20 protein-coding genes and 1 pseudogene are annotated in these 22670 nt (G+C 64.5%); 4 read left to right on the top strand and 17 right to left on the bottom strand.

All coding sequences use genetic code 11. The features are described from left to right. Positions 1 to 33 precede the first annotated feature (33 nt). A complete protein-coding gene (gene tnpC, locus QP803_RS15730) occupies positions 34 to 1629 on the top strand; it encodes an IS66 family transposase (protein WP_284944418.1) in 1596 nt (531 codons plus the stop codon). A gap of 56 nt (positions 1630 to 1685) precedes the next feature. On the opposite strand, the pseudogene QP803_RS15725 reads toward tnpC, so the two are convergent. From QP803_RS15725 to QP803_RS15675, 11 genes and pseudogenes are all read right to left on the bottom strand, one after another. Continuing rightward, positions 1686 to 1778: pseudogene (locus QP803_RS15725) on the bottom strand (alkyl hydroperoxide reductase); the annotation flags it as partial. Positions 1779 to 1867: 89 nt separating this feature from the next. Next, the gene (locus QP803_RS15720) at positions 1868 to 2419 is read right to left on the bottom strand and encodes a peroxiredoxin (protein ID WP_284944416.1); all 552 of its coding nucleotides are present in this window, start codon (positions 2417 to 2419) and stop codon (positions 1868 to 1870) included. 160 nt (positions 2420 to 2579) lie between these two features. Beyond that, a complete protein-coding gene (locus QP803_RS15715) occupies positions 2580 to 3242 on the bottom strand; it encodes a dienelactone hydrolase family protein (protein WP_284944415.1) in 663 nt (220 codons plus the stop codon). A gap of 40 nt (positions 3243 to 3282) precedes the next feature. Next, the gene (locus tag QP803_RS15710) at positions 3283 to 3777 is read right to left on the bottom strand and encodes an RNA pyrophosphohydrolase (protein ID WP_284944414.1); all 495 of its coding nucleotides are present in this window, start codon (positions 3775 to 3777) and stop codon (positions 3283 to 3285) included. Between the two features lie 14 nt (positions 3778 to 3791). Continuing rightward, entirely contained in the window at positions 3792 to 5177 is a 1386-nt protein-coding gene (locus tag QP803_RS15705) for a S41 family peptidase (RefSeq protein ID WP_284944413.1), read from the bottom strand. A 97-nt stretch (positions 5178 to 5274) separates the two neighbouring features. Continuing rightward, positions 5275 to 6519: a murein hydrolase activator EnvC family protein gene (locus tag QP803_RS15700; protein ID WP_284944412.1), complete on the bottom strand. Its 1245-nt coding sequence runs from the start codon at positions 6517 to 6519 to the stop codon at positions 5275 to 5277. Continuing rightward, complete coding sequence (gene gpmI / locus QP803_RS15695) at positions 6497 to 8047, bottom strand: 2,3-bisphosphoglycerate-independent phosphoglycerate mutase (RefSeq protein WP_284944411.1); 1551 nt, start codon at positions 8045 to 8047, stop codon at positions 6497 to 6499. Before gpmI ends, QP803_RS15700 begins: the two co-directional genes overlap by 23 nt. Before the next feature lie 37 nt (positions 8048 to 8084). After that, complete coding sequence (locus QP803_RS15690) at positions 8085 to 8540, bottom strand: 23S rRNA (pseudouridine(1915)-N(3))-methyltransferase RlmH (protein ID WP_284944410.1); 456 nt, start codon at positions 8538 to 8540, stop codon at positions 8085 to 8087. Between the two features lie 6 nt (positions 8541 to 8546). After that, on the bottom strand, positions 8547 to 8951 hold the full coding sequence (gene rsfS / locus QP803_RS15685; RefSeq protein ID WP_434082925.1) for a ribosome silencing factor: 405 nt from the start codon (positions 8949 to 8951) through the stop codon (positions 8547 to 8549). A gap of 101 nt (positions 8952 to 9052) precedes the next feature. Then, positions 9053 to 9733, bottom strand: coding sequence for a nicotinate-nucleotide adenylyltransferase (locus tag QP803_RS15680; protein WP_284947931.1), 681 nt, complete (start codon positions 9731 to 9733; stop codon positions 9053 to 9055). 11 nt (positions 9734 to 9744) lie between these two features. Beyond that, the gene (locus QP803_RS15675) at positions 9745 to 11007 is read right to left on the bottom strand and encodes a glutamate-5-semialdehyde dehydrogenase (protein ID WP_284944409.1); all 1263 of its coding nucleotides are present in this window, start codon (positions 11005 to 11007) and stop codon (positions 9745 to 9747) included. 505 nt (positions 11008 to 11512) lie between these two features. On the opposite strand from QP803_RS15675, the gene QP803_RS15670 reads away from it, so the two are divergent. The 3 genes from QP803_RS15670 (at position 11513) to QP803_RS15660 (ending at position 15311) form a co-directional block, all read left to right on the top strand. Beyond that, complete coding sequence (locus QP803_RS15670; RefSeq protein ID WP_284944408.1) at positions 11513 to 12121, top strand: septal ring lytic transglycosylase RlpA family protein; 609 nt, start codon at positions 11513 to 11515, stop codon at positions 12119 to 12121. 236 nt (positions 12122 to 12357) lie between these two features. Further along, on the top strand, positions 12358 to 14403 hold the full coding sequence (gene tkt / locus QP803_RS15665) for a transketolase (RefSeq protein WP_284944407.1): 2046 nt from the start codon (positions 12358 to 12360) through the stop codon (positions 14401 to 14403). Positions 14404 to 14414: 11 nt separating this feature from the next. Next, positions 14415 to 15311 (top strand): metal ABC transporter solute-binding protein, Zn/Mn family, encoded by an 897-nt coding sequence (locus tag QP803_RS15660; RefSeq protein WP_284944406.1) that lies wholly within the window; start codon positions 14415 to 14417, stop codon positions 15309 to 15311. A gap of 76 nt (positions 15312 to 15387) precedes the next feature. Here QP803_RS15660 and QP803_RS15655 read toward each other — a convergent pair whose 3' ends face one another. From QP803_RS15655 to QP803_RS15630, 6 genes are all read right to left on the bottom strand, one after another. Next, the gene (locus QP803_RS15655; protein ID WP_284944405.1) at positions 15388 to 15969 is read right to left on the bottom strand and encodes a LutC/YkgG family protein; all 582 of its coding nucleotides are present in this window, start codon (positions 15967 to 15969) and stop codon (positions 15388 to 15390) included. Next, a complete protein-coding gene (locus tag QP803_RS15650) occupies positions 15966 to 17357 on the bottom strand; it encodes a lactate utilization protein B (RefSeq protein ID WP_284944404.1) in 1392 nt (463 codons plus the stop codon). Before QP803_RS15650 ends, QP803_RS15655 begins: the two co-directional genes overlap by 4 nt. Then, positions 17354 to 18100: a (Fe-S)-binding protein gene (locus QP803_RS15645; RefSeq protein WP_284944403.1), complete on the bottom strand. Its 747-nt coding sequence runs from the start codon at positions 18098 to 18100 to the stop codon at positions 17354 to 17356. The genes QP803_RS15650 and QP803_RS15645 overlap by 4 nt, the downstream gene beginning before the upstream one ends. Then, positions 18100 to 18957 (bottom strand): fumarylacetoacetate hydrolase family protein, encoded by an 858-nt coding sequence (locus QP803_RS15640; protein WP_284944402.1) that lies wholly within the window; start codon positions 18955 to 18957, stop codon positions 18100 to 18102. Before QP803_RS15640 ends, QP803_RS15645 begins: the two co-directional genes overlap by 1 nt. A 202-nt stretch (positions 18958 to 19159) precedes the next feature. Further along, positions 19160 to 20473, bottom strand: coding sequence for an L-rhamnose catabolism isomerase (rhaI, locus tag QP803_RS15635; RefSeq protein WP_284944401.1), 1314 nt, complete (start codon positions 20471 to 20473; stop codon positions 19160 to 19162). A 5-nt stretch (positions 20474 to 20478) separates the two neighbouring features. Then, the gene (locus QP803_RS15630; protein ID WP_284944400.1) at positions 20479 to 22587 is read right to left on the bottom strand and encodes a bifunctional rhamnulose-1-phosphate aldolase/short-chain dehydrogenase; all 2109 of its coding nucleotides are present in this window, start codon (positions 22585 to 22587) and stop codon (positions 20479 to 20481) included. Between the last annotated feature and the right edge of the window lie 83 nt (positions 22588 to 22670).

Below are 22670 nucleotides of genomic sequence, written 5' to 3'. Positions count from 1 at the left end.
TACCCGAGTGGCCGGGTCCGGTACAATGGTGGCATGTCCCTGGCGAGTGATCCTCTCCCGACAGATCCAGATGCGTTGCGGGTTTTTGCTGAAACCCTGCAGGCGGAATTGGCGCGCAAGGACGTCGAGATCGCTGCCAACGCGGCAGAAATCCATGCGAAGGCGCTCCATATCGAGAAGCTGAAGATGCAGCTCGCCAAGCTCCGGCGGGCACGGTTCGGACAGTCTTCCGAGAAGCTTGACCGAGACATCGAGCAGCTCGAACTCCTGATCGGCGACCTCGAAGAGGATGCGGGCGAAAGTGAAGCCCGGGCCAGAGCGGCTGTCACGGCCCTGCATGGTCGACCTGGTGCCGCCGAGCGCAGACATCCGGTGCGCAAGCCGCTGCCCGAGCATCTACCCCGTGAAATCGTCACCCACGACCCAGTCGGGGTTTGCCCGGGCTGCGGCGGCACCGTGTTCAGCCGCATCGGGCAGGACGAGCGTGATGTGCTGGAATACGTCCCATCCAGCTTCAAGGTCATTCGGCATCTTCGCCCCAAGCTGAGCTGCAGGTCTTGCGAGACGATTGTCCAGGCGCCGATGCCCACGCTGCCGATCGAGCGCGGGCGCCCGGGGCCGGGACTGATCACCCATGTCGTCGTGTCGAAATACTGCGACCACATCCCACTGCACCGCCAGGCGGGGATCAGCCTCCGTGAAGGGGTGGAACTGGACCGCTCGACACTCGCCGACTGGATAGGACAGGCGTTGTTCCTGCTGGCGCCTCTTGCCGAAGCCATCGGTCGTCATGTCCGTGCGGGCGTCGCTGTCCATGCCGATGACACTACGGTTCCGGTGCTCTCGCCGGGTCTGGGCAAGACCAGGACGGGACGGCTCTGGGTCGCGGTGCGGGACGAGCGGCCCTGGGGATCGGATGTGCCGCCCGCGGCATTCTACCACTACTCGGCAGACCGGAAGGGCGTCCATGTGGAAGCGTTGCTCGGCTCCTATCGTGGGTTCCTGCATGCCGACGGCTACGGCGGATTTACCCGGTTCTACAAGCCGACGACCCCACTGGGTGACGCCCCGCTGGTCGAGGTCGCATGCTGGAGCCATGCCCGGCGGCACTTCTACGACGTGCACCATCAAACGGGGTCGCCGATCGCCCTTGAAGCTCTTCACCGGATCGCGGCTCTGTTCGCCGTCGAAGGGCACATCCGCGGAAAGCCGCCCGACCAGCGCGCCTTCGCAAGGCGAGAACACGCCGAGCCACTGTTGGAGCAGCTCAAGCAATTCCTCGAAACAGAGCTCCTCCGGATCAGCGGCAAGAGCTCTCTCGCCGAGGCAATCCGCTACACCCTGTCACGCTGGAAAGCGCTGACCCGCTACGTCACGGATGGCAGGCTCGAGATCAGCAATAACGCCGCTGAACGCGCCATGAAACCTCCGGTCCTCGGAAGAAAGAATTACCTGTTCTGCGGCTCTGACGCTGGCGGACAGCGCGCCGCCTGCATGTACACGATCGTCGAGACGGCCAAGATGAACGGCATCAACCCTCAGGCCTATTTAACCGATATCATCGGAAGGATCGCCGACCATCCTATTCACAGGATCGATGAGCTTCTGCCATGGCGATGGAAACCATAATCCAACGCTGAAGCCGATCAAACCGCTACGACCGCGGCCATTGGCCGACGCTTACCCGTGAGGGACGGGTCGCTCGCGAGGGACGAGAGATTGAGCCGGATGTCCTTGGCATAGTCTGGGATGCGGCTCTTCAAGGCGTCGATGGTCATCGGTCATTGGTCCTGCGGTTGGCGCAAAGAAAAGGGGCGGGCACCGGCGGGCGCCCGCCCCTGTTCGCGACTTCGATCGGGAGAGCGGCTTACGCCGCCTTGAGGGTTTCCTCGCCCTTCTGCCAGTTGCAGGGGCACAGCTCGTCGCTCTGAAGGGCGTCGAGGATGCGCATCACTTCCTGCGGGTTCCGGCCGACGGACAGGTCATTGACGGCGGCGTAGCGGATGATGCCTTCGGGATCGACCAGGAATGTGGCGCGCAGCGCGACGCCTTCCTTCTTGTCGAGCACGCCGAGAGCCGTGGACAGCTCACGCTTGATGTCGGCGAGCATCGGGATCGGCAGGCTGCGCAGATCGTCGTGATGCAGGCGCCAGTTCATGTGAACGAACTCGCTGTCGGTCGAAACGCCGTAAGTGACGGTGTCACGATCGATGAAGTCGGCGTTCAGCTTGCCGAAAGCGACGATCTCGGTCGGGCAGACGAAGGTGAAATCCTTCGGCCAGAAGAACACCAGCTTCCACTTTCCGGCATCGGTGGTGGAGTCGATCTGGGTGAAAGCGGTGTCGATCTTGAGCCCGGCCGGGCCGCCGCGGACGGCGGTCAGATCGAAGCTCGGGAAGGTATCGCCTACGGACAGCATGTAAGGGCAGCTCCTGCGTGATGAAATGCGCCGCTACGATGGCTTGCCGCAGCGCTCCAACGATAATGACACGCAGTAACGCAGCGGCAAACAGGAGTTTGTGCGCTGCGGGAGAGTCTTCATGAGATGGCGGCGCATGGCCGCCATCTCATGGTCGTCTTCAGCCGAGGTTTTCGCGCAGGAACTCAAGCGTGCGGCTCTGGGCCAGCTCATAGCTCGCGGGCTCGAAGCTCGGGCGCTGTTCACAGCCGAAGCCATGGCCGGCATCGTCATAGACGAAGATTTCGACGTCAGGCTGGGCTTCGCTGATCGCATCGATGTCGCTTTGCGGGATGTGATCGTCCTGGCCGCCGAAATGCAGCTGCACCGGGCAATTCGGCGTCTCGGTCTTGGTGCCGGCGATGCCGCCGCCATACCAGCCGACGGCGACGTCGAAGGTCTCGCTGCGGGTCGCGCCCCACCAGGCAATGGTGCCACCCCAGCAATAGCCGACGATGCCGATCGCGTCCGTGCCCAGTTCAGCGGCGGCGGCCTCGATATCCAGCATCGTCTTGTCGTCGGCGATCTTGCCGCGCAGTTCGATGCCCTTTTGCATGTCGGGGCCGGTATAGCCCAGCTCGACATCCCGCTCGGCGCGGTCGAACAGCGCCGGGCAGATGACGCGGAAGCCGGCGGCCGCGAAGGTATCGCTCGCGTGGCGCATATGGCTGTTCACGCCGAAAATCTCCTGCACGATGACGAGGCCCATTTCCGCATCTTCGGGGCCCGCGACATAGGCGGAGAATTCGTGGCCGTCTTCGGCCGTCAGCATAATCGTGCTCATGAGAGGCAACTCCTGTGGGGAGGTTTTGTGAAAAGGGGCGTCAGGCAGGGAAGGCAAAGCGGGCGAAGGAGGTCGCCAGCACTGCATAGATCTCTCGCTTGAAACCCACTGCAAGGGTCGGAAGGTTGACAAGATCGTCCCAACGCCAGGCATCGAACTCAGGATGCGGATCGAGGTCGAGCCGGATGTCGGAGTCGTTGCCGGTGAACCGCAGCGCGAACCAGCGCTGGCGTTGGCCACGGTAGCGGCCGTGCAGCGCCTTACCGATCAGCTCGGGCGGCAGATCATAGGTCAGCCAGTCGGGATGCTCGCCAATGATTTCGGCCTTTTCCGTGCCGATTTCTTCTCCGAGTTCGCGGAAGATGGCGACTCGGGGGTCTTCCGTCTCATCGATGCCGCCCTGCGGCAATTGCCAGCCGCCGGCAGGCCCCTCGGCATTCGGGAAATCCGCACGGCGCGCGACGAACACCTGACCCCTGCTATTGAACAATACCGCGCCGACATTGGGGCGGTATGGAAGATCGTCAGGATGCATCGGCGCGCGTCAGCTCAGTTCGACGCGACGGTCGCCGGCATGGCATCGACCACCTTCAGGGCTTGCTGAAGCTGGAAATCGGTTGTGGGCTTGGCGGGGTCGAACTTCGCCCAGCCCGCCGGTGGCACCTTCGGAATGTCCTTGACGACCGACGGCAGATCCGTGCGGGGCGGCAGCGGCGGCAAGCCCTTGCTGTTCGGATTGAGCATGGCGTGCTGAAGGTCGCTTTCGCGCAGCGGCTGCATGTCGTTATCGGAAGAATCCGAAGAAGCGACGGGCACGTCTGGCGTGATGCCCAGTTCTTGGATCGACCGGCCGGACGGCGTGTAATAGCGCGCCGTCGTCAGGCGCATGGCGCTGTCGCCGGGCAGCTGAATGACCGTCTGGACCGAGCCTTTGCCGAAGCTGCGCAAGCCGAGCACGATGGCGCGCCGATTGTCCTGCAGGGCGCCCGAGACGATCTCTGAGGCAGAGGCCGAACCGGGGTTGATCATGACCACAAGCGGGGCATTGCCGACGATGTCGCCGTCCGGCTTGGCGTTCCACACCTGGCTGTCCTTCGGATGGCGGGCGCGGGTCGAGACGATCTCACCATGGTTCATGAAGTCGTTGGCGACGGCGACTGCCTGGTCGAGCAAACCACCCGGATTGTTGCGCAGATCCAGGACATAGCCATGGATCTTGCCATGTGACTGGGCCTGGAGCTTGGTGACCGCGTCGCGGATACCCTGGTCGGCATTCTCGCTGAAGACCGAGAGGCGAATATAGCCGACATCGCCGTAAAGCGACTGATGGACGGAGGGGACGTTGATCACCTCCCGCGTCAGCGTCATCACCTGCGGCTTAGGACTGGCGGCCTGCTTGAGCGTCAGCGCAATGGTCGATCCCGGCGCGCCGCGCATCATGTCCACGGCATCATCGAGGGAAAGACCCTGGACTGACTTGCCGTTGATTTCGAGGATGAGGTCATTCGGTTTGATTTTGGCCTTCGAGGCGGGTGTGCCGTCGATCGGGCTAATGACCTTGATGAAACCGTTTTCCTGCGTGACTTCAAGGCCGAGTCCACCGAACTCACCATCCGTTTGGGCCTGCATGTCGCGATACTGCTTGGCGTTCATATAGGCGCTATGCGGATCGAGGCCGGACAGCATCCCGTTGATGGCATTTTCGATCAGGGGCTGGTCTTTGACGGGCTCGACGTAATCGGCCTTCACAGTCTGATAGACGTCGCCGAACAGGCTGAGGAACGGGAAGGCGTCCGCGACAGGATCCTCCGCCGCCAGGGCGCGGCCGATACCGAGGGTCGCGCCGAATCGGTGCAGAACCACATCCGACAAAGGGGCGAGGGAGAGGCCGGCAATAAATGCCGTGCCGAGCAGCAAGCCTGAGCGAAGCTTCATCCGAACTTTCCTATAGCCGGCCCCAGAGGGCACACAACGCACAGCCTGATCCACACGATTGGCATTATGCCATTGTGGGAAGGAAACGCCTCATCAATCAACCCTGCGCATGAAGCCATGGCGCAGGATTAACGGGAGCCCCATCCCGCCGTAACTCCAGGTAAAGCTGGGGCCGTTGCGCCGGTTGCTTGGGATTCCAGCCTGCCATGATCCCGACAGGCTCCCCCGATTGCAGCCGCTGACCGATCCCGACATCCAGCCGGTCCAGGCCCGCCAAGACGAAATCATAGCCGCCGCCGCAATCCACAATGAGCAGCAGACCGTAGCTGCGGAAGGCAGATCCGAATACCACGCTGCCCGCGCAGGGTGAAATCACACGGGCGCCAGGGGCCGTGGCGTAGGAAAGGCCGGTCGACGGCCCCGCCAGGGTCGTGTCACCCCAGCCGCGCACAACCCGCCCGACGACCGGCGAGGGGAGATGGCCGCTGCCGAGGCCCGCACCTGCCGGCGCTGCCAGCTCCGCCTCCCGCTGCTGCGCCGCCGCAGCCACGGCAGGGCGTAGCCGCGCGGCACGTTTCGCCAACCGCGTGGCGCGTGCGAGCGCCGCCTTGCGGGACGCGGCGATCCGGGCAATCGCGTCCTGTAAGGTCTGGGCGCGGCCGGCATCGTTGGCGGCGGCCTGGTCGGCTGCGGCCGCGGCATCGGCGGCGCTCTGCTGGCTGGCCGCCGCGCTTGCGATCTGCGCATCCAGGGCCGCGTTCTGGCGGGCCTGCACGGCTTCGGCCTCCGCCAGTGCCGGGGCCGCCGCCAGCATCGCGCCCGTCAGCGCGTCCAACTGGTCCTGCTGGTGTTTCAGCGCATTCGCCTGGCGACCGATTTCGCGCGACAGACCTTGCAGCACAAGCAAGCCGCGCAAGGTGTCGCTCGGCTTGGCCGGCACGGCGAGAAGGGTTTCGGACGGAAACAGCGCCAGACGCTCGATCAGCGGCAGGAGAGGCGCGAGGGCTGCGGCGCGCGCGATGAGCGCCGTCGCCACAGCCTTCTTCTGTGCCGCGAGATCGGCCATGCGCGCGGCGGCGGCGGCGGTCGCCATCTCCGCGTCTTGCAGTTTGGCGGCCGTTTGCACGCGCTGTTGGGACAGGGCCGCCTGCATGGCGGCGATGGCGGCGACGCGGGCGCGGGCTGCGGCGGCTTGGCCCTCATGCAATTGCTGTTGGCGTTGGAGCGCTTGCAAGGCCGCTTGCGGATTCGTCGCGGCGCCTGCGGTTGTGGCGGCGAGGACCAGACCCAATAGGGCGGCCATCCCGCGCCGCAGGGTGTTACGCGGCTGCGTCAGCGGCATCGCTCCGCAGCAGGTTGACGCCGGTCATCTCGGGCGGTTGGGGCAGGCCCATGAGCGCCAGCAGGGTCGGCGCAATATCACCGAGCCTGCCATTGGCCAGGGTGGCGCCGGCCGGCGCGCCCATCACCATCACGGGCACCGGATTGAGGGTATGGGCGGTATGGGGGGCCTGGGTGACCGGGTCGCGCATCAACTCGCAATTGCCGTGATCGGCGGTGACGAGCAAGACGCCGCCGGCCTTGGACACGGCGGCGGCGATCTGGCCCAGGCCTTTGTCCACCGTCTCCACCGCGATAATGGCGGCGCCGAGAATACCGGTATGGCCGACCATGTCCGGGTTGGCGAAGTTGAGAATGATGAGGTCAAAGACGCCGCTCTCGATCTGCGCAACGGCCTTGGCCGTCAGCTCAGGCGCTGACATTTCCGGTTGCAAATCATAGGTCGCGACCTTGGGTGAGGGAACCATGATCCGCTCCTCACCCGGGTTGGGCGTCTCGACCCCGCCATTCATGAAATAGGTGACGTGGGGGTATTTCTCGGTCTCCGCCATGCGAAGCTGCCGCTTCCCGGCGGCGGCCACGACCTGGCCGAGCAGGGCGTTCATGCTGTTTTGTGGAAAGACCACGGTCATCAGTTTATCGAGCGCGGAGCCATAATCGGTAAGGCCGGCGACATAGGCGAAGGCGGGACGGCGCGTGCGGGCGAAGCCGGTGAAGGCGGGGTCGAGCAGCGACATCAGCAACTGGCGAATGCGGTCGGCGCGGAAGTTGATGGAGAGCTGCGCATCCCCGTCCTTCATGCCGGCATAGTCGCCGATCACCGCCGGCCGCACGAATTCATCCCCGACATCCTCGGCATAGGCGGCATCGATCGCTGCCGCGGCTGACGCGTAATGGGGACCGTCGGCGTCCACCATGACGTTCCAGGCCAGATTGACGCGCTCCCACCGATTGTCGCGGTCCATGGCGTAGTAGCGGCCACTGACCGTCGCAATGCGCGCGCCGAGCGGCAGCGCCGCTTCGAACGCCGCGACGAAGGCGGCGCCGGAGCGCGGTGGCGTGTCCCGCCCATCCGTCATGACATGGACCAGAACCTGCAAGCCGGCATTGGTGAGGATCTTCGCCAGCGCGACGGCATGATCCTGATGGGCATGGACCCCGCCGGGGGAGATGAGGCCGAGCAGATGGCAGACCCCGGTGCTGGCTTGCGCTGCCGCGATCAGGGCGAGAATCGTCGGGTTGGTGGCAAGCGACCCATCCCGTGCCGCGCGGGTGATGCGCGGCAGTTCCTGCATGACGACGCGGCCGGCGCCGATGTTCAGATGGCCGACCTCGGAATTGCCGAACTGGCCCTCGGGCAGGCCGACGTCCTCGCCATCCGTATGGAGAAAGGCGTGCGGCCCGTTACCCCACAAGCGGTCGAAGGTCGGCGTATGCGCCAGCCGCACGGCATTGTCGGTGTTGGAGTCACGCCATCCCCAACCGTCGAGGATCACGAGCATCACCGGACGCACTGGCTGCACAGTCATTGCCCGAGGAACTCCATCGATAGGGTGTCTGCTGGTATCACGGCCGTCCGTCGCGATGGTAGGGGTGGCCGGTGAGGATTGCGTGGGCGCGATACAGCTGCTCGGCGAGCATGGCGCGCGCCAGGTAATGCGGCCAGGTCAGCCGTCCCAGCGACAGCTTTGCGTCAGCGCGGGCCAGCACCGTCGCATCCAACCCCTCAGTGCCGCCGATCAGGAAGCAGATCGGGCGGCTCAGGCCATTCCATTGGTCGATGAGGCGCGCGAGGCCCTGGCTGTCGGGCGTCGTGCCGTCCTGGTCCATCGCCACGGCAAAGGCGCCGGTGGGCAGGGCGGCGATCAGGCTGGCGGCTTCCCGCCGCTTGATCTCCACCGGCGCGCCACGGCCTTCGGCGAGTTCCGTCAGCTCCAGCGCCGGCCGTAGCCGGGCGGCGTAGCGCGCAAAAAGCTCAGCCTCCGGTCCCTGGCGCTGCCGACCGATGGCAATAACGCGCATGGGGGTTTAGGTGGTCGCCTCGTCCAGATCCGCGCCCCACATCTTCTCCAGCCCATACAAGGTGCGGGAATCGGGCCGGAACAGATGAACGACGATATCGCCGGCATCGATCAGCACCCAGTCGGAGCCGTTTTCGCCTTCGATGCGCACACGGCCGAAGCCGCCTTCGCGCAGTTTTTCGCGCAAATGGGTTGCCATGGCGCTGATCTGCCGGTCCGCGAGGCCGGTGGCGATGATCATGCGATCGGCGAAGCTTGCCTTGCCGCGCAGGTCGAGGACCACGATCTCCTCCCCCTTGTCGTCTTCCAGGCTCGTGGTGATGAGCGCCTGAAGGCGGTCGAGCTCAGGCGGGGTCGCGGCGACCTTGCGGCTCTTTGCGCGTGGGCCAGAGATGACGGCCTTCTTGCGGATCGTCGCGGGGGGTGCGGCGGTCGTTGCGGGCGCGGCTACGGCGGGACGCGGGGCGGTGACACGGCGGCGGGGGGCGGCCGTGTCGGCGGGCGGCTTGCGGGCTATTGTTCTTCTCCGTTCGTGGCGACGCGCTCGGGGCGGACAGGGCTGGGGGCAGAGCCAATTGGCTGGTTCCCCTGCTTTGCCGCACGAAGCGCTGTCGCGGATAGCGCATTCTGCGTAGTGGGCAAAAAAATCCAGGCGGGCGTCGCGGTCAGACCGAGCATGGATGCCTGGCGGGCGGGCAGCCGGGAATGGCGCAGGCGATGCGCGGCCCGGCTGGCCAGCGCACCCGTATTATGCGCCGGTCGCGGCAACACGCCCAGGGAAGTTTTGTCGGCGATTTCCGTCCAACGCTGCCAGCGCGACAGATCCTCAAGATTATCGGCCCCCATCAGCCAGACGAAATGGGCGCAGGGAAACTGGCGGCGCAGACGGTGCAGCGTATCGCGCGTGTAGCGCGTGCCGATGGTCGCCTCGATCGCGGTCGCAATGATGTGGCGGCCGTCCGCAATCTCGTGCGCGGATGCGAGCCGTTCGGCGAAGGGCGCCATGCCGGCCGCCGGCTTCAACGGATTGCCCGGCGAGACCATGAGCCAGACCTGATCCAACCGGAACCGCCGCTGCGCCTGGTGGGCAACATGCAGATGGCCAGCATGGGCCGGGTTGAACGAGCCGCCGAGGATTCCGATACGCATTTTCCGCCGGTCGCCGCGCCTCGGAAGAGGGTCGGGCTGGCCGATGGTGGCGGCCTTCAGGGCCGCACCTGACCCGTGCCGCGAACCTGATAGCGGAAGGTGGTAAGCTGCTCGACGCCGACCGGGCCGCGCGCATGGATGCGCCCGGTCGCGATACCGATTTCGGCGCCAAAGCCGAATTCGGCGCCGTCACAGAACTGGGTCGAGGCATTCCAGAGCACCACGGCGCCGGAGGTTGCGTTGAGGAAATGCTCCGCGACCACCGCATCCTCCGTGATAATGGCATCGGTATGCTCGCTGCCATGGGCCGCGATATGGGCGATGGCCTCATCCACGTTCTGAACGACGCGGATGGCGAGGATGGCGTCGAGCCATTCGGTATCGAAGTCGGCGTCGGATGCCGGGGGCAGGGTCGCGATGATCGCCTGCGCCGCCGCATCGGCACGGAAATCGCACCCGAGGGCGCGCAGGTCCGAGACGATCTCGGGCAGCAGGCTCGGCGCGATGGCGGCATCGATCAGCAGGGTTTCGGTGGCGCCACAGACATCGGTGCGGCGCATCTTGGCATTCACCAGGATGCGGCGTGCCATCGCGGGGTCGGCGGCCGCATGGACGTAGGTGTGATTGAGGCCCTCGGCATGGGCAAGGACGGGCACGCGGGCTTCGGCCTGGACACGTGTAACCAGCCCCTTGCCGCCGCGCGGAATGATGAGGTCGATGAGGCCGGAGGCTGCGAGCATGGCGGCGACGAAGGCGCGATCCGTTCCGGGCGCGACCTGGACCGCTGCCTCCGGCAGGCCAGCGCAGATCAGGCCGTCGCGAATAGCGGCGTGAATAACCGCCGCACTGTGGAAACTATCTGACCCGCCGCGTAAAATGACGGCATTGCCGGACTTCAGGCAAATACCGGCGGCATCCGCGCCGACATTGGGCCGGCTTTCATAGATCATGCCGATGACGCCGATGGGCGTGGAGATGCGACGGAAGTTCAAGCCGTTCGGGCGAGTCCAATCGGCCATGACATGACCGAGGGGATCGGGCAGGGCCGCGATCTCCTCCAAGCCGATCGCCATGGCTTGGATGCGTTTTGCATCCAGCCGCAGCCGGTCCCGCAGGGCGGGCAGACCCTGGTAGGCGTCAAGATCGATGGCGTTGGCGGCGAGAAGCTCGGCCGTCCGGGCGCGCAGGGCATCAGCGGCCCCTGTCAGCGCCAAATTGCGCTGCGCCTCGCTTGATTGCGCAAGCAAGCGTGACGCGTCGCGGCCGGCGATGGCCGCAGCGCGGAGGGCAGCAGCGGCGGATTGAACATCGATCTTCATAGGGTAGGCTTGTTCACGGATTTCATTGTCTTAACGCCATCTTCTGCCTCCCCGCGCCTCACGGCGCAATGGCCCGGCACGCAGGGCTGCGCCTGCAGGGTGCGGCCCGGCAAGTCAAAGGGGGCGACCATCGACCCCAGAAGACCGAGGGGCGAGCCCAAACCCAATCGAGGCGAAAATGGGGCAAGATCAGGCGAGTCGCCGACAAGATGAGGAACAGGTTCCTTATAGCGTTACTTGACACCCCTCGCGTCTCAACACGGTCGGTAAAGCTTGCATTGCATCCCGAGATCGGGTTTATCGAAATTGTGATTGACAATGCTTCCTTACCGCTACCCGGCGAAATGCTTTCTACTCAAGGTGTTAACCGGGTTACCTCCGTTGCGACGTCAGTGAGTCGCAATAAATTGATCCGTCAGCGTTCCGTTTCACTCGGAGCCACGCGGGTCTGCCAAGACGGCGAAGGGCCTTCGGCTCCTTGCCCAATGACAGGGAGAGCCCCGGGATGAAGTCGCGCCTGGCTTTGACCATCGCCCCGCTTCTGATGATTGCCTTCGGCGCCCATGCGCATGCTGAGGTCAGGAAGCACGAAACCAGCCGCCATGGTTCAGCCCGGATCGCCTCGGCCCGGCATTCCAAAAGCCATCTCGCACTGCATCTGCATCATCGTCATGGCCGCGCCATCGCCTATCGTGAGCATCGGGATAGCGATGGATGGAGCGCCGAGGCGGCCGGTATCTCCGCCTCACCGATCGGCACCTTCGATGGCGCGACCGTTCAGACCGCGAGCTTCGAGCGGCCGGAGGCTTCAAGCCGCATGCTCGCAGACAGCCAGCGCGGCATCGCATCCTATTATGGTGGCAAGGAAAACGGCCGCCGCACGTCAAGCGGCCAGATTTTCAACGATCGGGAAATGACGGCGGCGCATCAGACGCTGCCGTTCGGCACCAAGGTGCTGGTGAGCATCCCGGGGACAGATGACTCCGTCGTGGTGACGATCACGGATCGGCTATTCTCCAGCCGTCGCATCATCGACCTGTCTAAGGGCGCGGCCGAGAGGCTCGGCATTATCCGGGCCGGCACCGCCTTGGTCATGCTGACGCGCGAGAATTGATTTTCTTGGCGTAGGGCGGAAAAGCGTAGCGCATTCCGCCGTCTTCCTTCCGCACGTGGTGGCGGAATGCGCTGCGCTTTTCCGCCCTACCGCCTGACAGCGCTCTCGACAAGCACAGCCCGATGGCGCACGACCGCGTGAAATTTCCGCGCATTTTGGGCACATGGTTTCGGCGCTCGCGCAGCCATGCCATACCCATCCACCTCGGTTGATCACGCGAAGAAGGAGCCTCCATCATGGCTGACGTCACCCCCCCTCCGGCCGTCAAGACGGTGCCCAAGCCCCGCGATCAGCAGCTGCGGGACCTCGCGGATTGCATCCGTTTCCTGTCCATGGACGCCGTGCAGCAGGCCAAGAGCGGCCATCCCGGCGCACCCATGGGCATGGCCGATATCGCGACCGTTTTGTACAAGGATTTCATGCAGTTCGATGCGGCCGACCCGCATTGGTTCGATCGCGATCGCTTCATTCTGTCGAACGGCCATGCCTCGATGCTGCTCTACAGCCTGCTCTATCTGACCGGCTCCAAGGATATGACGCTGGATGAGCTGAAGCGCTTCCGCCAGATCGACAGCAAGACCGCCGGCCACCCCGAATACCGGCATGCCGAGGGTATCGAGACGACGACCGGCCCGCTCGGCCAGGGCATCGCCAACTCGGTCGGCTTCGCGCTCGCCGAGCGCATCATGAACGCCAAATTCGGCGACGATATCTGCAAGCATTGGACCTACGTGTTCATGGGCGATGGCTGCCTCATGGAGGGCATCAGCCAGGAAGCCATTTCGATGGCGGGCCACTACAAGCTCGGCCACCTCATCGCCTTCTGGGACAACAACTCCATCTCCATCGATGGCGCGACCAGCCTCTCGGTCTCCGACAATGAGGTCGAGCGCTTCCGCGCCTCCGGCTGGCATGTCCTGGAAATCGACGGCCACGATACGGATGCCATTCGCGACGCCATCACCGCTGCCCGCGCCGTGACCGACAAGCCCTCGATGATCGCCTGCAAAACCATCATCGGCTTCGGCTTTCCGACCAAGGCCGGCACCCAGAAGGCCCATAGCGACGCCCCCGGCGAAGAGGAAATCGCCGGCGCACGGAAGATCCTCGGCTGGGACTCCCCGCCCTTCGTCATCCCCGAAGACCTGCTGCGCGAGTGGCGCGAGATCGGCGCCAAGGGCAGCGCCGCGCGCATGGCCTGGGCCGATCGCGTCAAGGCCGCGCCCGAGGCTCTGCGGACCGAGTTCGCGCGTCGCAACGACGGCGAACTTCCTGCGGATTGGAAGAAGGCCATCGCCGCCGCCCGCGCCGAATTCATCGCCAGCGGCAAGGAAATGGCGACGCGGTCCGCCAGTGGCGCGGTACTCGATCATCTCGCCGCCGCCATCCCGGAGCTGCTGGGAGGTTCGGCCGATCTGACGCCGTCGAACAATACCAAGGCGAAGGGCATGATCGAGATCAAGCCCGACGATTACAGCGGCACCTATATGCATTACGGCGTGCGCGAGCACGGCATGGCCGCTGCCATGAATGGCATTGCCCTGCATGGTGGTCTGATCCCCTACGGCGGCACCTTCATGTGCTTCTCCGACTACTGCCGCCCCTCCATCCGCCTCGCCGCGCTGATGCAAATCCGCACCATTTTCGTCATGACCCATGACTCGATCGGCCTGGGCGAGGACGGCCCGACCCATCAGCCGGTTGAGCAACTCGCCGCGCTGCGGGCCATTCCGCATCTCGCCGTCTATCGCCCGGGTGACCCGGTCGAGACCGCCGAGTGTTGGGAGCTGATCCTGGAGGCCCCGCGCCAGGCCGCGCTGATCGCCCTGTCGCGTCAGCCGATGCCGCTGCTGCGCCACGAGCCCGGCACCGATAACAAGTCGGCCAAGGGTGCCTATGTCCTGCTCGAAGCCGAAGGCGGCGAGCGCAAGCTCACGATCATCGGCACAGGGTCGGAGCTGCATCTCGCGGTCGAGGCGCGCGACATCCTGCAGAAGGAAGGCATCCCCACGGCAGTGGTGTCCATGCCCTGCCGCCTGATCTTCGAAGAGCAGGATGCCGCGTATAAGAAGGCCGTCATGGGCGCGACCCATGCACGCGTTGCGGTGGAAGCCGCCGTCGAAATGGGCTGGGAGCGGTATATCGGCTTCCAGGGCCGCTTCATCGGCATGCATGGCTTCGGCGCCTCCGGCAAGATCGGCGATGTCTACAAGAAGTTCGACATCACGACCGAGGCAGTGGTGCGCGCGGCGCATGAGACGCTCGCGGAAGTCGCCGGCTAATCTCGGCGGTCATGAAGAGACTGGTGCTGGTGGCCGCACTCGCGGTCGCCAGCCTTCAGGCTACGTCCGCCCATGCGGCGGTCGCGATCGCTGACACGGACGACCCCGTGGCGATAGTGGCCGCCTTATCCGTCTACGCGGATATCGCCCGCCAGATCGCGGGCCCGCAGATCGATATCACCAGCCTTTTGACGAACCCCACGCAGAATCCCCATGCGGTGACGGCCAGTCCGTCAGCCGCCCGCGCCTTTGCCCACGCCGATCTCGTGATCGAGAACGGCCTCGGCTACGATCCTTGGGTCGATGCGCTTCTGGCCGGCACCGCCGCCGTCGGGCGGAAGGTGATTGTTGTCGGCACGCTTCTGGGTCGCGCTCAAGGCTACAACCCGCATCTCTGGTTCGATCCGGGCATGGCGGTGCCGCTTGCTGAGGCGATCAAGCAGGCGCTGGCCACGGATGAGCCGACCGCGAGCAAGGCGCTGCGCAATCGCACCCGATTGTTCGAGGCTTCGCTCGACCCGATCAATGCCAAGATCAATGCGATGCGGGCGCAATATGCCAATATGGCCGTGGCGGCGGATGAGCCGGTGCTGGGGCTATTGGCGGCAGCCCTGGGTCTGTCTGTGCGAGACACCGCGTTTCAGCGCGACATCATGGCCGGCCGGGAGCCGGACGAGAAAGCTGTTGCGGAGATCGAGGACGATCTGCGCACGCATGAGGTCGAACTGCTGATCTATAATACGCAAGTGATGAACGCGGCGACGAAGCATCTGCTGGAGGTCGCCAAGGACGCGCGCGTGCCGGTGGTGCTGGTGTCCGAAACCCTGCCGAAGGGCATGACCTATCAGGCGTGGATGATGAACACGCTCAATGCGCTGGACAAGGCATTGTCCTACGATCCGGATTGAACGAGATGGCGGATAACGCTTCGCTCATCCGCCCGACGACGTAGCGTAGGGTGGAAAAGCGCAGCGCATTCCACCGTCAAGGCGTGAAAATCACCGTCAAGCTCCGCACGCCTTGGGCGCCGCGAATGAGTACGCCCTCGATATCGGCGGTCGCGGACGGGCCGGTCATTAAAGACACATAGCGCGCCTGCGAAAAATCGGAACGTAGATAGGCGTCGGCGATTCCTGGCACGATCGCCTCGGGGTCCAGAAGCACCACCAGATGCTGCGCCAGATAGGCGATGGTATTCACCTGCAACTCATGGTCGCTGAGAAACACCGAGCCGGTTTCCGCCACACCGAACCGCGCGCGCACGACGGCGATATCGACGTTTTCGAGATCCTGCGGCCGAGTGACGGCATCGACGCGCGGAAACGCTGGCAATTCCGGCACCGCTGACCGGATCAGCCCGTTCGGCGCGCGGGCGCGGATGACGGCTGCAAGATCGTCGCCCTCCACCAGCCTCAGCCATTGCCCGCCCATGACGGCGAGGCTGCGTTGGAACTCCGAGAGCACGTCCTCCGCCGGTCGTGGAAAGCGCGGCAGTTCGGGCAGCGGATGATCGCCCGGCGGGCGGGACACGCGGCAGGCCGCGAGAATATCGTCCCGCGCGCTCATCCCGCTTTCTTTCGGCGCGCATGCCAGGCGGCGAAGCTTTCTTTCGGCGGTGTCGGCAATTCGCGGTCCCGACCCCAGCCGTTGAGACGATTGTAGAGCAGGGCGCGCGGCAGCCGTCGCACCGCCATGCGGGCCGCCGCGGTCGCGAGGCGGTAGAGCGTGGGGGACGCCAGCACCGCGCCGGCGACGCGCATCGCGAGCGCCTTCTGGGCGGGCAGCAAGCCGCCCTCGGCGATGATCCGCCGCCAGGCATAAAGCTGCTCATGGATATTGATCTTCACCGGGCAGACGGCGGTGCAACTGCCGTTCAACGTCGAAGCGAAGGGCAGCGCCGCATAGCGGGCGGGATCATAGGCCGGGTTGATGATGGCGCCGATCGGCCCCGAATAGACGGCGCCATAGCTGAGGCCGCCCGAGCGGCGATAGACCGGGCAGGTATTCATGCAGGCGCCGCAGCGAATGCATTTCAGCGAGGTCCAGAACTCCGCCTGACCCAACCGCTTGGAGCGGCCGTTATCGACCAGGATGATATGCATCTGCGCGCCGTCCCGCGGCCCGCGAAAATGCGAGGTATATTGGGTGATCGGCGAACCCAACGCGCTGCGCGACAGGATGCGCACGAAGACGCCGAGATCCGCCTGACGGGGAATGAGTTTTTCGATTCCCGCGGAGACGATATGCAGCTTCGGCAGATTCGCGCTGAGATCGGCATTGCCTTCATTGGTGCAGACGACGACGGCACCAGTTTCGGCGACCAGGAAATTGGCGCCGGTCATGCCAGCATCGGCATCGAGCATCAGTGGTCGGGTGGTGACGCGGCAATGCTCGGCGAGATAGGTGGCGTCTGTATTGTTCGGATCGCCGCCGATGGTCTTGGCAAAGACCCGCGCCACATCCGCGCGCAGTTTATGCACGGACGGGACCACGATATGGCTCGGTGATTCATTGTCCAATTGCTGGATGCGCTCGCCCAGATCGGTCTCGGTCAAGGTGATGCCATGGCGTTCCAGGAAGGGTGCCATCTCGCACTCCTCCGTCAGCATCGACTTCGACTTGACCAAGGTCTTGGCATTGTTTTCGCGCAGCAGGCGCAGCACGATGGCATTGTGCTCGGCAGCATCGCGTGCCCAATGCACCTGCACGCCATGGGCGATCGCCTGCGCCTCGAACTGCTCCAGATATTCGGGCAGACGGCTGAGCGTATGTTCCTTGATGGCGGAGGCAAGGTCCCGCAGTTCCTGCCATTCGGGCACGCCATGCATCTGGCCGTCCCGCTTCTGGCGCATCTCCCACAAACGGGTGTCGTGGAACGTCAGATGCGCCTCATCGGTGATGAACTTCGCGGCGGCGCCAGCGTGATCCACGGGATCATGGATTTTGGCGCTCATGCCCGCGCCCCGTTGAGAATCTGTGCGATATGGATGAAGCGCAGCGGCAGCCCGGCGCGGCGCGCGCAGCCCTGTTGATGCATCAAGCAGGAGGTATCGGCCGAGACGATATACTCAGCGCCCGCCCGCGCGTGGTCCTGCACCTTTTCGAGCCCCATGAGGCCGGAGACCGCATCCTCGTTCACCGAAAACGTGCCGCCGAAGCCGCAGCATTCATCGGGCCGCGTGGGTTCCACGAAGGCGATGCCGCGCACACCGGCCAGCAAGTCCATTGGCTTGGAGAAGGGCGTCGTCTCATCGATTTCGGAGATGCTCGCGGCATGCAGGGAGCGTAGCGCCGTGCAGCTATTGTGCAGCCCGACCTTGTGTGGAAACTCCGCCCAGGGAAACTCCCGCGCATTCAGCACATCATGCAGGAATTCCACGAGTTCGTAGATATTGGCGCGCAGATGCTGAACTTCGGCGGTCTGCGGTACGGCGTCCATATGCTTGCGCAAATGGTTCACGCAACTTGCTGAGGGCATCACCACGGCATCGAAGCCGGCAAACAGACGCGCGAAATGCGCCTCGGTGCCACTGGCGGCGCTATTGCAGCCGTTATTGGCCATCGGCTGGCCGCAACAGGTCTGCCCTTGCGGATAGACCACGTCCACGCCCAGCCGTTCCAACAGTTCGAGCGTCGCGATCCCCACTTCAGGGAAAAAGGAATCGATGAAGCAGGGAATCGCGAGGCCGACGCGCATCAGACGGGCGCGGTCCAGGCGACGACGTCCTGGCGCTGCTCGCCGAGCTTGTCGATGCCCAGCGTCATGATGTCGCCAGGCTTGAGGAACACGGGCTCGGGCTTCATGCCCATGCCGACGCCAGGCGGCGTGCCGGTGGTGATGATGTCACCCGGCATCAGCGTCATGAACTGGCTGACGTAGCTGACCAGAACCGCCGCGCCGAAGATCATGGTCTTCGTGGTGCCTGTCTGCATGCGGCGACCGTTCACGTCCAGCCACATGCCCAGCGACTGCACGTCACCCACTTCGTCTTTGGTGACGAGCCAAGGTCCAGTGGGTCCGAAGGTGTCGCAGCCCTTGCCCTTGTCCCAGGTGCCGCCGCGCTCGATCTGCCATTCCCGCTCGGAGACGTCATTGATCAGGCAATAGCCGGCGACGTAATCGAGGGCCGTCGCCTCGTCCACATACTGCGCCTTGGTGCCGATGATGATGCCGAGTTCGACTTCCCAATCGGATTTCACGGACTTCTTGGGGATGACCACGGTGTCGTTCGGACCGCAGAGCGAGGTCACCGTCTTGTTGAAGACGATCGGCTCCTTGGGGATCGGCAGATTGGATTCGGCCGCATGATCGGCATAGTTCAGGCCGATGGCGAGGAATTTCCCAACGCCGGTGACGGGCGCACCGTAGCGGGGGGTGCCGGGGACCAAAGGCAGGCTCGCCGGGTCGATCGCCGCGAGCTTGGCCAGGGCCGTCGGGGACAGCTGGTCCGGCGTCAGGTCTTGGATATGGCCGGACAGGTCGCGGATCTGGCCCTGCGCATCGAGCAGGCCAGGTTTTTCCGCGCCCGCAGGGCCGTAACGCAGTAGTTTCATCGCGCCAATCTCCGGGTTTCCGGGCGACGTGCCCGGTTGAGCAGGATTATCGACCCGCTGTCTGTTGGCAGCAAGGCAAGTCCCGGCATCCCACACACTCGTCATCCTCGGCGAAGGCCGAGGATCCACGCCTTCCTTCGGGAGGCGGCTCCGTCGTAAGGCGTGGATGGTCGGCCTTCGCCGACCATGACGGGATCGCCGCTTACACGATGCCGCCGCTGCCCCCGCTCTTGGCAGGCCGAACCTTCGCCGCCGCCGCGCGATAGCCGCTCGCCCGGTAGGCGGCGAGGGGATTGATCGCGGCATGTTTATGCGATCGCGCCATGGCAAGGATCGGCTGCACATCGGTGGTGAAGGCGGCCTTCAGCGTCTGGCTCGCCATCATCGGGTCGTTGGCGTCTTGGAAGCCGTCGAGCGCGGCGCGGTCCACCAGCAGGGCCTGGGCATAGGCGCGCTGCACCTCGACCGCGCTGGTCATCAGGCTTTCAATCGGGTCGGTCACGTTATGGGACTGGTCAAGCATATAGGATGGCTTGAAGCCCGGTGTGTGGCGATAGGCCGCCTCGACCAACTCGTTGAACACCAGGAACAGGCGATAAGGCTCGATGGCGCCAGCATCGAGATCGTCATCGCCGTATTTCGAATCGTTGAAGTGAAAGCCGGCGAGCTTGCGGGCATGAATGAGACGCGAGACGATCATCTCGATATTCACGTTCGGCGCGTGATGGCCGAGATCGACGAGGCACAGGCAGCGGTCGCCGGTCGCCTGAGCCGCCAGCAGTGAGGAGCCCCAGTCCTGGATCACCGTCGCATAGAAGGCGGGCTCGAACATCTTGTGTTCAAGGAACAGGGACCAGTCACTGGGCATGCCGGCATAGATCGCCTGGGTGCTCTGGATATACCGGTCGAAGGCGCGGCCGAAATGCTGCTGCCCAGGGAAATTGGCGCCGTCGCCGATCCAGACCGTGAGGGCCTTGGAACCGAGCTTTTCACCGAGTTCCACGCAGCGGATGTTATGCGCCACGGCCTGGGCGCGCACGGCAGCGTCGGTATGGCTGAGGCTGCCGTATTTATAGGACAGCGGATGCAAGGCGTTGCCGGGATGATCCTGGAAGGTATTGGAATTGACGGCATCGAAGCCGAGGCCGAGGGCTGCCGCGTAGTCCTTCACCGCCGCCATATCTTCGGTCTCGTCCCAGGGAAAATGCGGGGAAACGGTGGGCGTGGCGCTGGCGAGGCCGTGGACGACGGCGCAATCATCCAGCTTGTCGAAGATGTTGCGCGGCTCGCCGCCCATCGGGAAGCGGGCGAAGCGCGTGCCGCCCGAGCCCACGGCCCAGGTGGGCGCCGCGACGGCGAAGCCGCCGACAGCCGTGGTGATCGCGTCGATCGCGATGCCGCGCCGGTCGAGAACACGGCCGAGGGCCGCGTAATCCTCGTTCAACGCTTTAGCGAGAGGTGCGTTTTGCGCGGCGATGAAGTCCTGATCCAAAGCCGGGATGGTGACCTGATCCATGATGCTCACCGCGTAAAGGCGTTGGCGTTGCCGGCATCGACATTGATGATATTGCCGGTGGATTTGGCGGAAATATCGGAGGCGAAGAAGGCGATGCCCTCGGCGATATCTTCCGGGAAGACACTCAGCTTCAGCAGCGAACGGTCTCGATAGACGGCTTCGAGTTCGTCCACCGAACCCTTGTTATAGCTTGCGGCGCGTTGATCGCCCCATTCGCCCTTCCAAATGCGCGAGCCCCGCAGGACGGCGTCCGGGTTGACGACATTGGAGCGGATGCCGAGAGGCGCACCTTCGAGGGCGACGCAGCGCGACAGATGCAGTTCCGACGCTTTGGCGGTGCAATAGGCGGCGGCGCCAGGGGAGGCGACGAGCGCGTTCTTGCTGGCGACCATGATGATGGAGCCGCCGAGGCCCTGGCTCTTCATCAGGCGGAAGGCTTCACGCGCGGTCAGGAAATAGCCTGTCGCCAGGATGTCGATGTTCTTCTGCCACAGGGCGAGGCTGGTATCCTCCAACGGCGCGGCGGAAGCGATGCCCGCATTGCAAACGCAGATGTCGAGGCCGCCGAAGGCCGCCGCCGCATCCTGGAAGGCGGCGATGAGGGCGTCTTCCTTGGTGACGTCCGCCCAGACGGTGCTGACGACGTCTGCGCCAAAGCTCTTGGCCAGTTCCGCTTTCGAGGTTTCCAAAACATCGCGGCTGATGTCACACAGCACGACGCAAGCGCCGTCCTGCATCAGGCGGCGGGCCGTCGCCATGCCGATGCCACCGGCGCCGCCGGTGATGAAAGCAACCTTGCCGGCCATGGCGCGGGGTTTGGGCATCCGCGAAAGCTTTGCTTCCTCCAGCAGCCAATATTCGATGTCGAAGGCTTCCTGCTCTGGCAGACCGCGGTAGGTGGACACAGTGGAGGCGCCGCGCATCACGTTGATGGCGTTGGTGTAGAATTCGCCGGCGATGCGCGCGGTCGCTTTATCATTCGCGAAGGTGAGCATGCCAATGCCGGGAATCAGGTAAACGACCGCGTTCGGATCGCGCATCTTCGGGCTGTTATCGTGCTTGCAGCGCTCATAATAGGCCGCATAGGACTTGCGATAGGCGTCGAGCGCCGCATCCAGGCTGGGCAGCAGGTCTGCGGCCGTCTGCGTTGCGGGATCGAAATCCAGCACAAGCGGCGCGATCTTCGTGCGCAGGAAATGGTCGGGGCAGGAGGTGCCGAGCGGCGCCAGCGCGGCCAGGGCGTGGCTGCCGACGAATTGCAGCACTTCGGGCGAATCGTCGAAATGACCGAGCTTGAGCGGGCCGTTCTTGCTGATCAGGCCGCGAATGACGGGCATGAGCGAGGCGGCGACGGCGCGGCGGGTTTCGGTCGCGGCGGGTGCGATGCGCTCCCCCCCGAAGATGACTTTCCCGCGGCTGCGCTCGGCCAGGAAGCTGATCGCCTTGTTGATGACGTCCAGCGTCGTCTCGTAACATTCTTTCTGCGTCTCGCCCCAGGTGAACAGGCCATGCGCTTCCAGCACGAGGCCACGGGCGTTTGGGTTCTCGTCGGAAAACTTCTTCAGCCACAGGCCGAGTTCGAAGCCGGGACGGCGCCAGGGCACCCAGCCGATGCTGTCCCCGAAAATCTCCTGAGTCAGGGCGCGGCTGTCTGCCGAGGCGGCGATGGCGATGATCGCATCTGGATGCACGTGATCGACATGGGGGTGATTGATAAAGCCGTGCAGCGCGGTATCGATGCTGGTCGCACGCGGGTTCAGGTTGAAGGTGCAATGGTTGTAGAGGCCGACCATCTCATCTTCCTGCGCCGGGCTCTTGTAGAGGCCCTGGAGCGAGATGAGACGATCCATATAGAGGGTCGAGAACCCATCCAGCGTGATGCTGCCGATATCGCCGCCGGAGCCTTTGACCCAGAGAACCTTCACGGTCTCCCCGGTCAGCGGATCGCGCATGTCGAGCTTGGAGGATGTATTGCCGCCGCCGTAATTGGTGATCCGCTTGTCGGAGCCAAGCAGGTTGGAGCGATAGACCAGCAGCGCCTCCGGGCTCAGGCTGGCCGCGACGGCGTCGTCCCACCGATTGTCCAACAGAGATACGTGGTCCACGACGTCCATGTGTCGATCCTCCCGCTAGCCCTTGTTGGCGTGACCAGGTTCTGGTCAGCGATCGTCCAGGGCTTCGGCATGTTCCTATTCCA

Source organism: Acidisoma sp. PAMC 29798, assembly GCF_030252425.1.
Classification (GTDB): Bacteria; Pseudomonadota; Alphaproteobacteria; order Acetobacterales; family Acetobacteraceae; genus Acidisoma; species Acidisoma cladoniae.
This window is presented reverse-complemented; position numbering and strand designations above follow the sequence as displayed.

What these genes read in the sequence shown, in the direction of transcription:
- QP803_RS15650 (WP_284944404.1), bottom strand. Translation starts at nt 17,357, where the DNA reads ATGAGCGCCAAAATCCATGATCCCGTGGATCACGCTGGCGCCGCCGCG.
- QP803_RS15710 (WP_284944414.1), bottom strand. Translation starts at nt 3,777, where the DNA reads ATGCATCCTGACGATCTTCCATACCGCCCCAATGTCGGCGCGGTATTG.
- QP803_RS15700 (WP_284944412.1), bottom strand. Translation starts at nt 6,519, where the DNA reads ATGCCGCTGACGCAGCCGCGTAACACCCTGCGGCGCGGGATGGCCGCC.
- rhaI (WP_284944401.1), bottom strand. Translation starts at nt 20,473, where the DNA reads ATGGATCAGGTCACCATCCCGGCTTTGGATCAGGACTTCATCGCCGCG.
- QP803_RS15720 (WP_284944416.1), bottom strand. Translation starts at nt 2,419, where the DNA reads ATGCTGTCCGTAGGCGATACCTTCCCGAGCTTCGATCTGACCGCCGTC.
- QP803_RS15630 (WP_284944400.1), bottom strand. Translation starts at nt 22,587, where the DNA reads ATGGACGTCGTGGACCACGTATCTCTGTTGGACAATCGGTGGGACGAC.
- tkt (WP_284944407.1), top strand. Translation starts at nt 12,358, where the DNA reads ATGGCTGACGTCACCCCCCCTCCGGCCGTCAAGACGGTGCCCAAGCCC.
- QP803_RS15655 (WP_284944405.1), bottom strand. Translation starts at nt 15,969, where the DNA reads ATGAGCGCGCGGGACGATATTCTCGCGGCCTGCCGCGTGTCCCGCCCG.
- QP803_RS15675 (WP_284944409.1), bottom strand. Translation starts at nt 11,007, where the DNA reads ATGAAGATCGATGTTCAATCCGCCGCTGCTGCCCTCCGCGCTGCGGCC.
- gpmI (WP_284944411.1), bottom strand. Translation starts at nt 8,047, where the DNA reads ATGACTGTGCAGCCAGTGCGTCCGGTGATGCTCGTGATCCTCGACGGT.
- QP803_RS15645 (WP_284944403.1), bottom strand. Translation starts at nt 18,100, where the DNA reads ATGCGCGTCGGCCTCGCGATTCCCTGCTTCATCGATTCCTTTTTCCCT.
- QP803_RS15705 (WP_284944413.1), bottom strand. Translation starts at nt 5,177, where the DNA reads ATGAAGCTTCGCTCAGGCTTGCTGCTCGGCACGGCATTTATTGCCGGC.
- QP803_RS15660 (WP_284944406.1), top strand. Translation starts at nt 14,415, where the DNA reads ATGAAGAGACTGGTGCTGGTGGCCGCACTCGCGGTCGCCAGCCTTCAG.
- QP803_RS15715 (WP_284944415.1), bottom strand. Translation starts at nt 3,242, where the DNA reads ATGAGCACGATTATGCTGACGGCCGAAGACGGCCACGAATTCTCCGCC.
- tnpC (WP_284944418.1), top strand. Translation starts at nt 34, where the DNA reads ATGTCCCTGGCGAGTGATCCTCTCCCGACAGATCCAGATGCGTTGCGG.
- QP803_RS15670 (WP_284944408.1), top strand. Translation starts at nt 11,513, where the DNA reads ATGAAGTCGCGCCTGGCTTTGACCATCGCCCCGCTTCTGATGATTGCC.
- QP803_RS15690 (WP_284944410.1), bottom strand. Translation starts at nt 8,540, where the DNA reads ATGCGCGTTATTGCCATCGGTCGGCAGCGCCAGGGACCGGAGGCTGAG.
- QP803_RS15640 (WP_284944402.1), bottom strand. Translation starts at nt 18,957, where the DNA reads ATGAAACTACTGCGTTACGGCCCTGCGGGCGCGGAAAAACCTGGCCTG.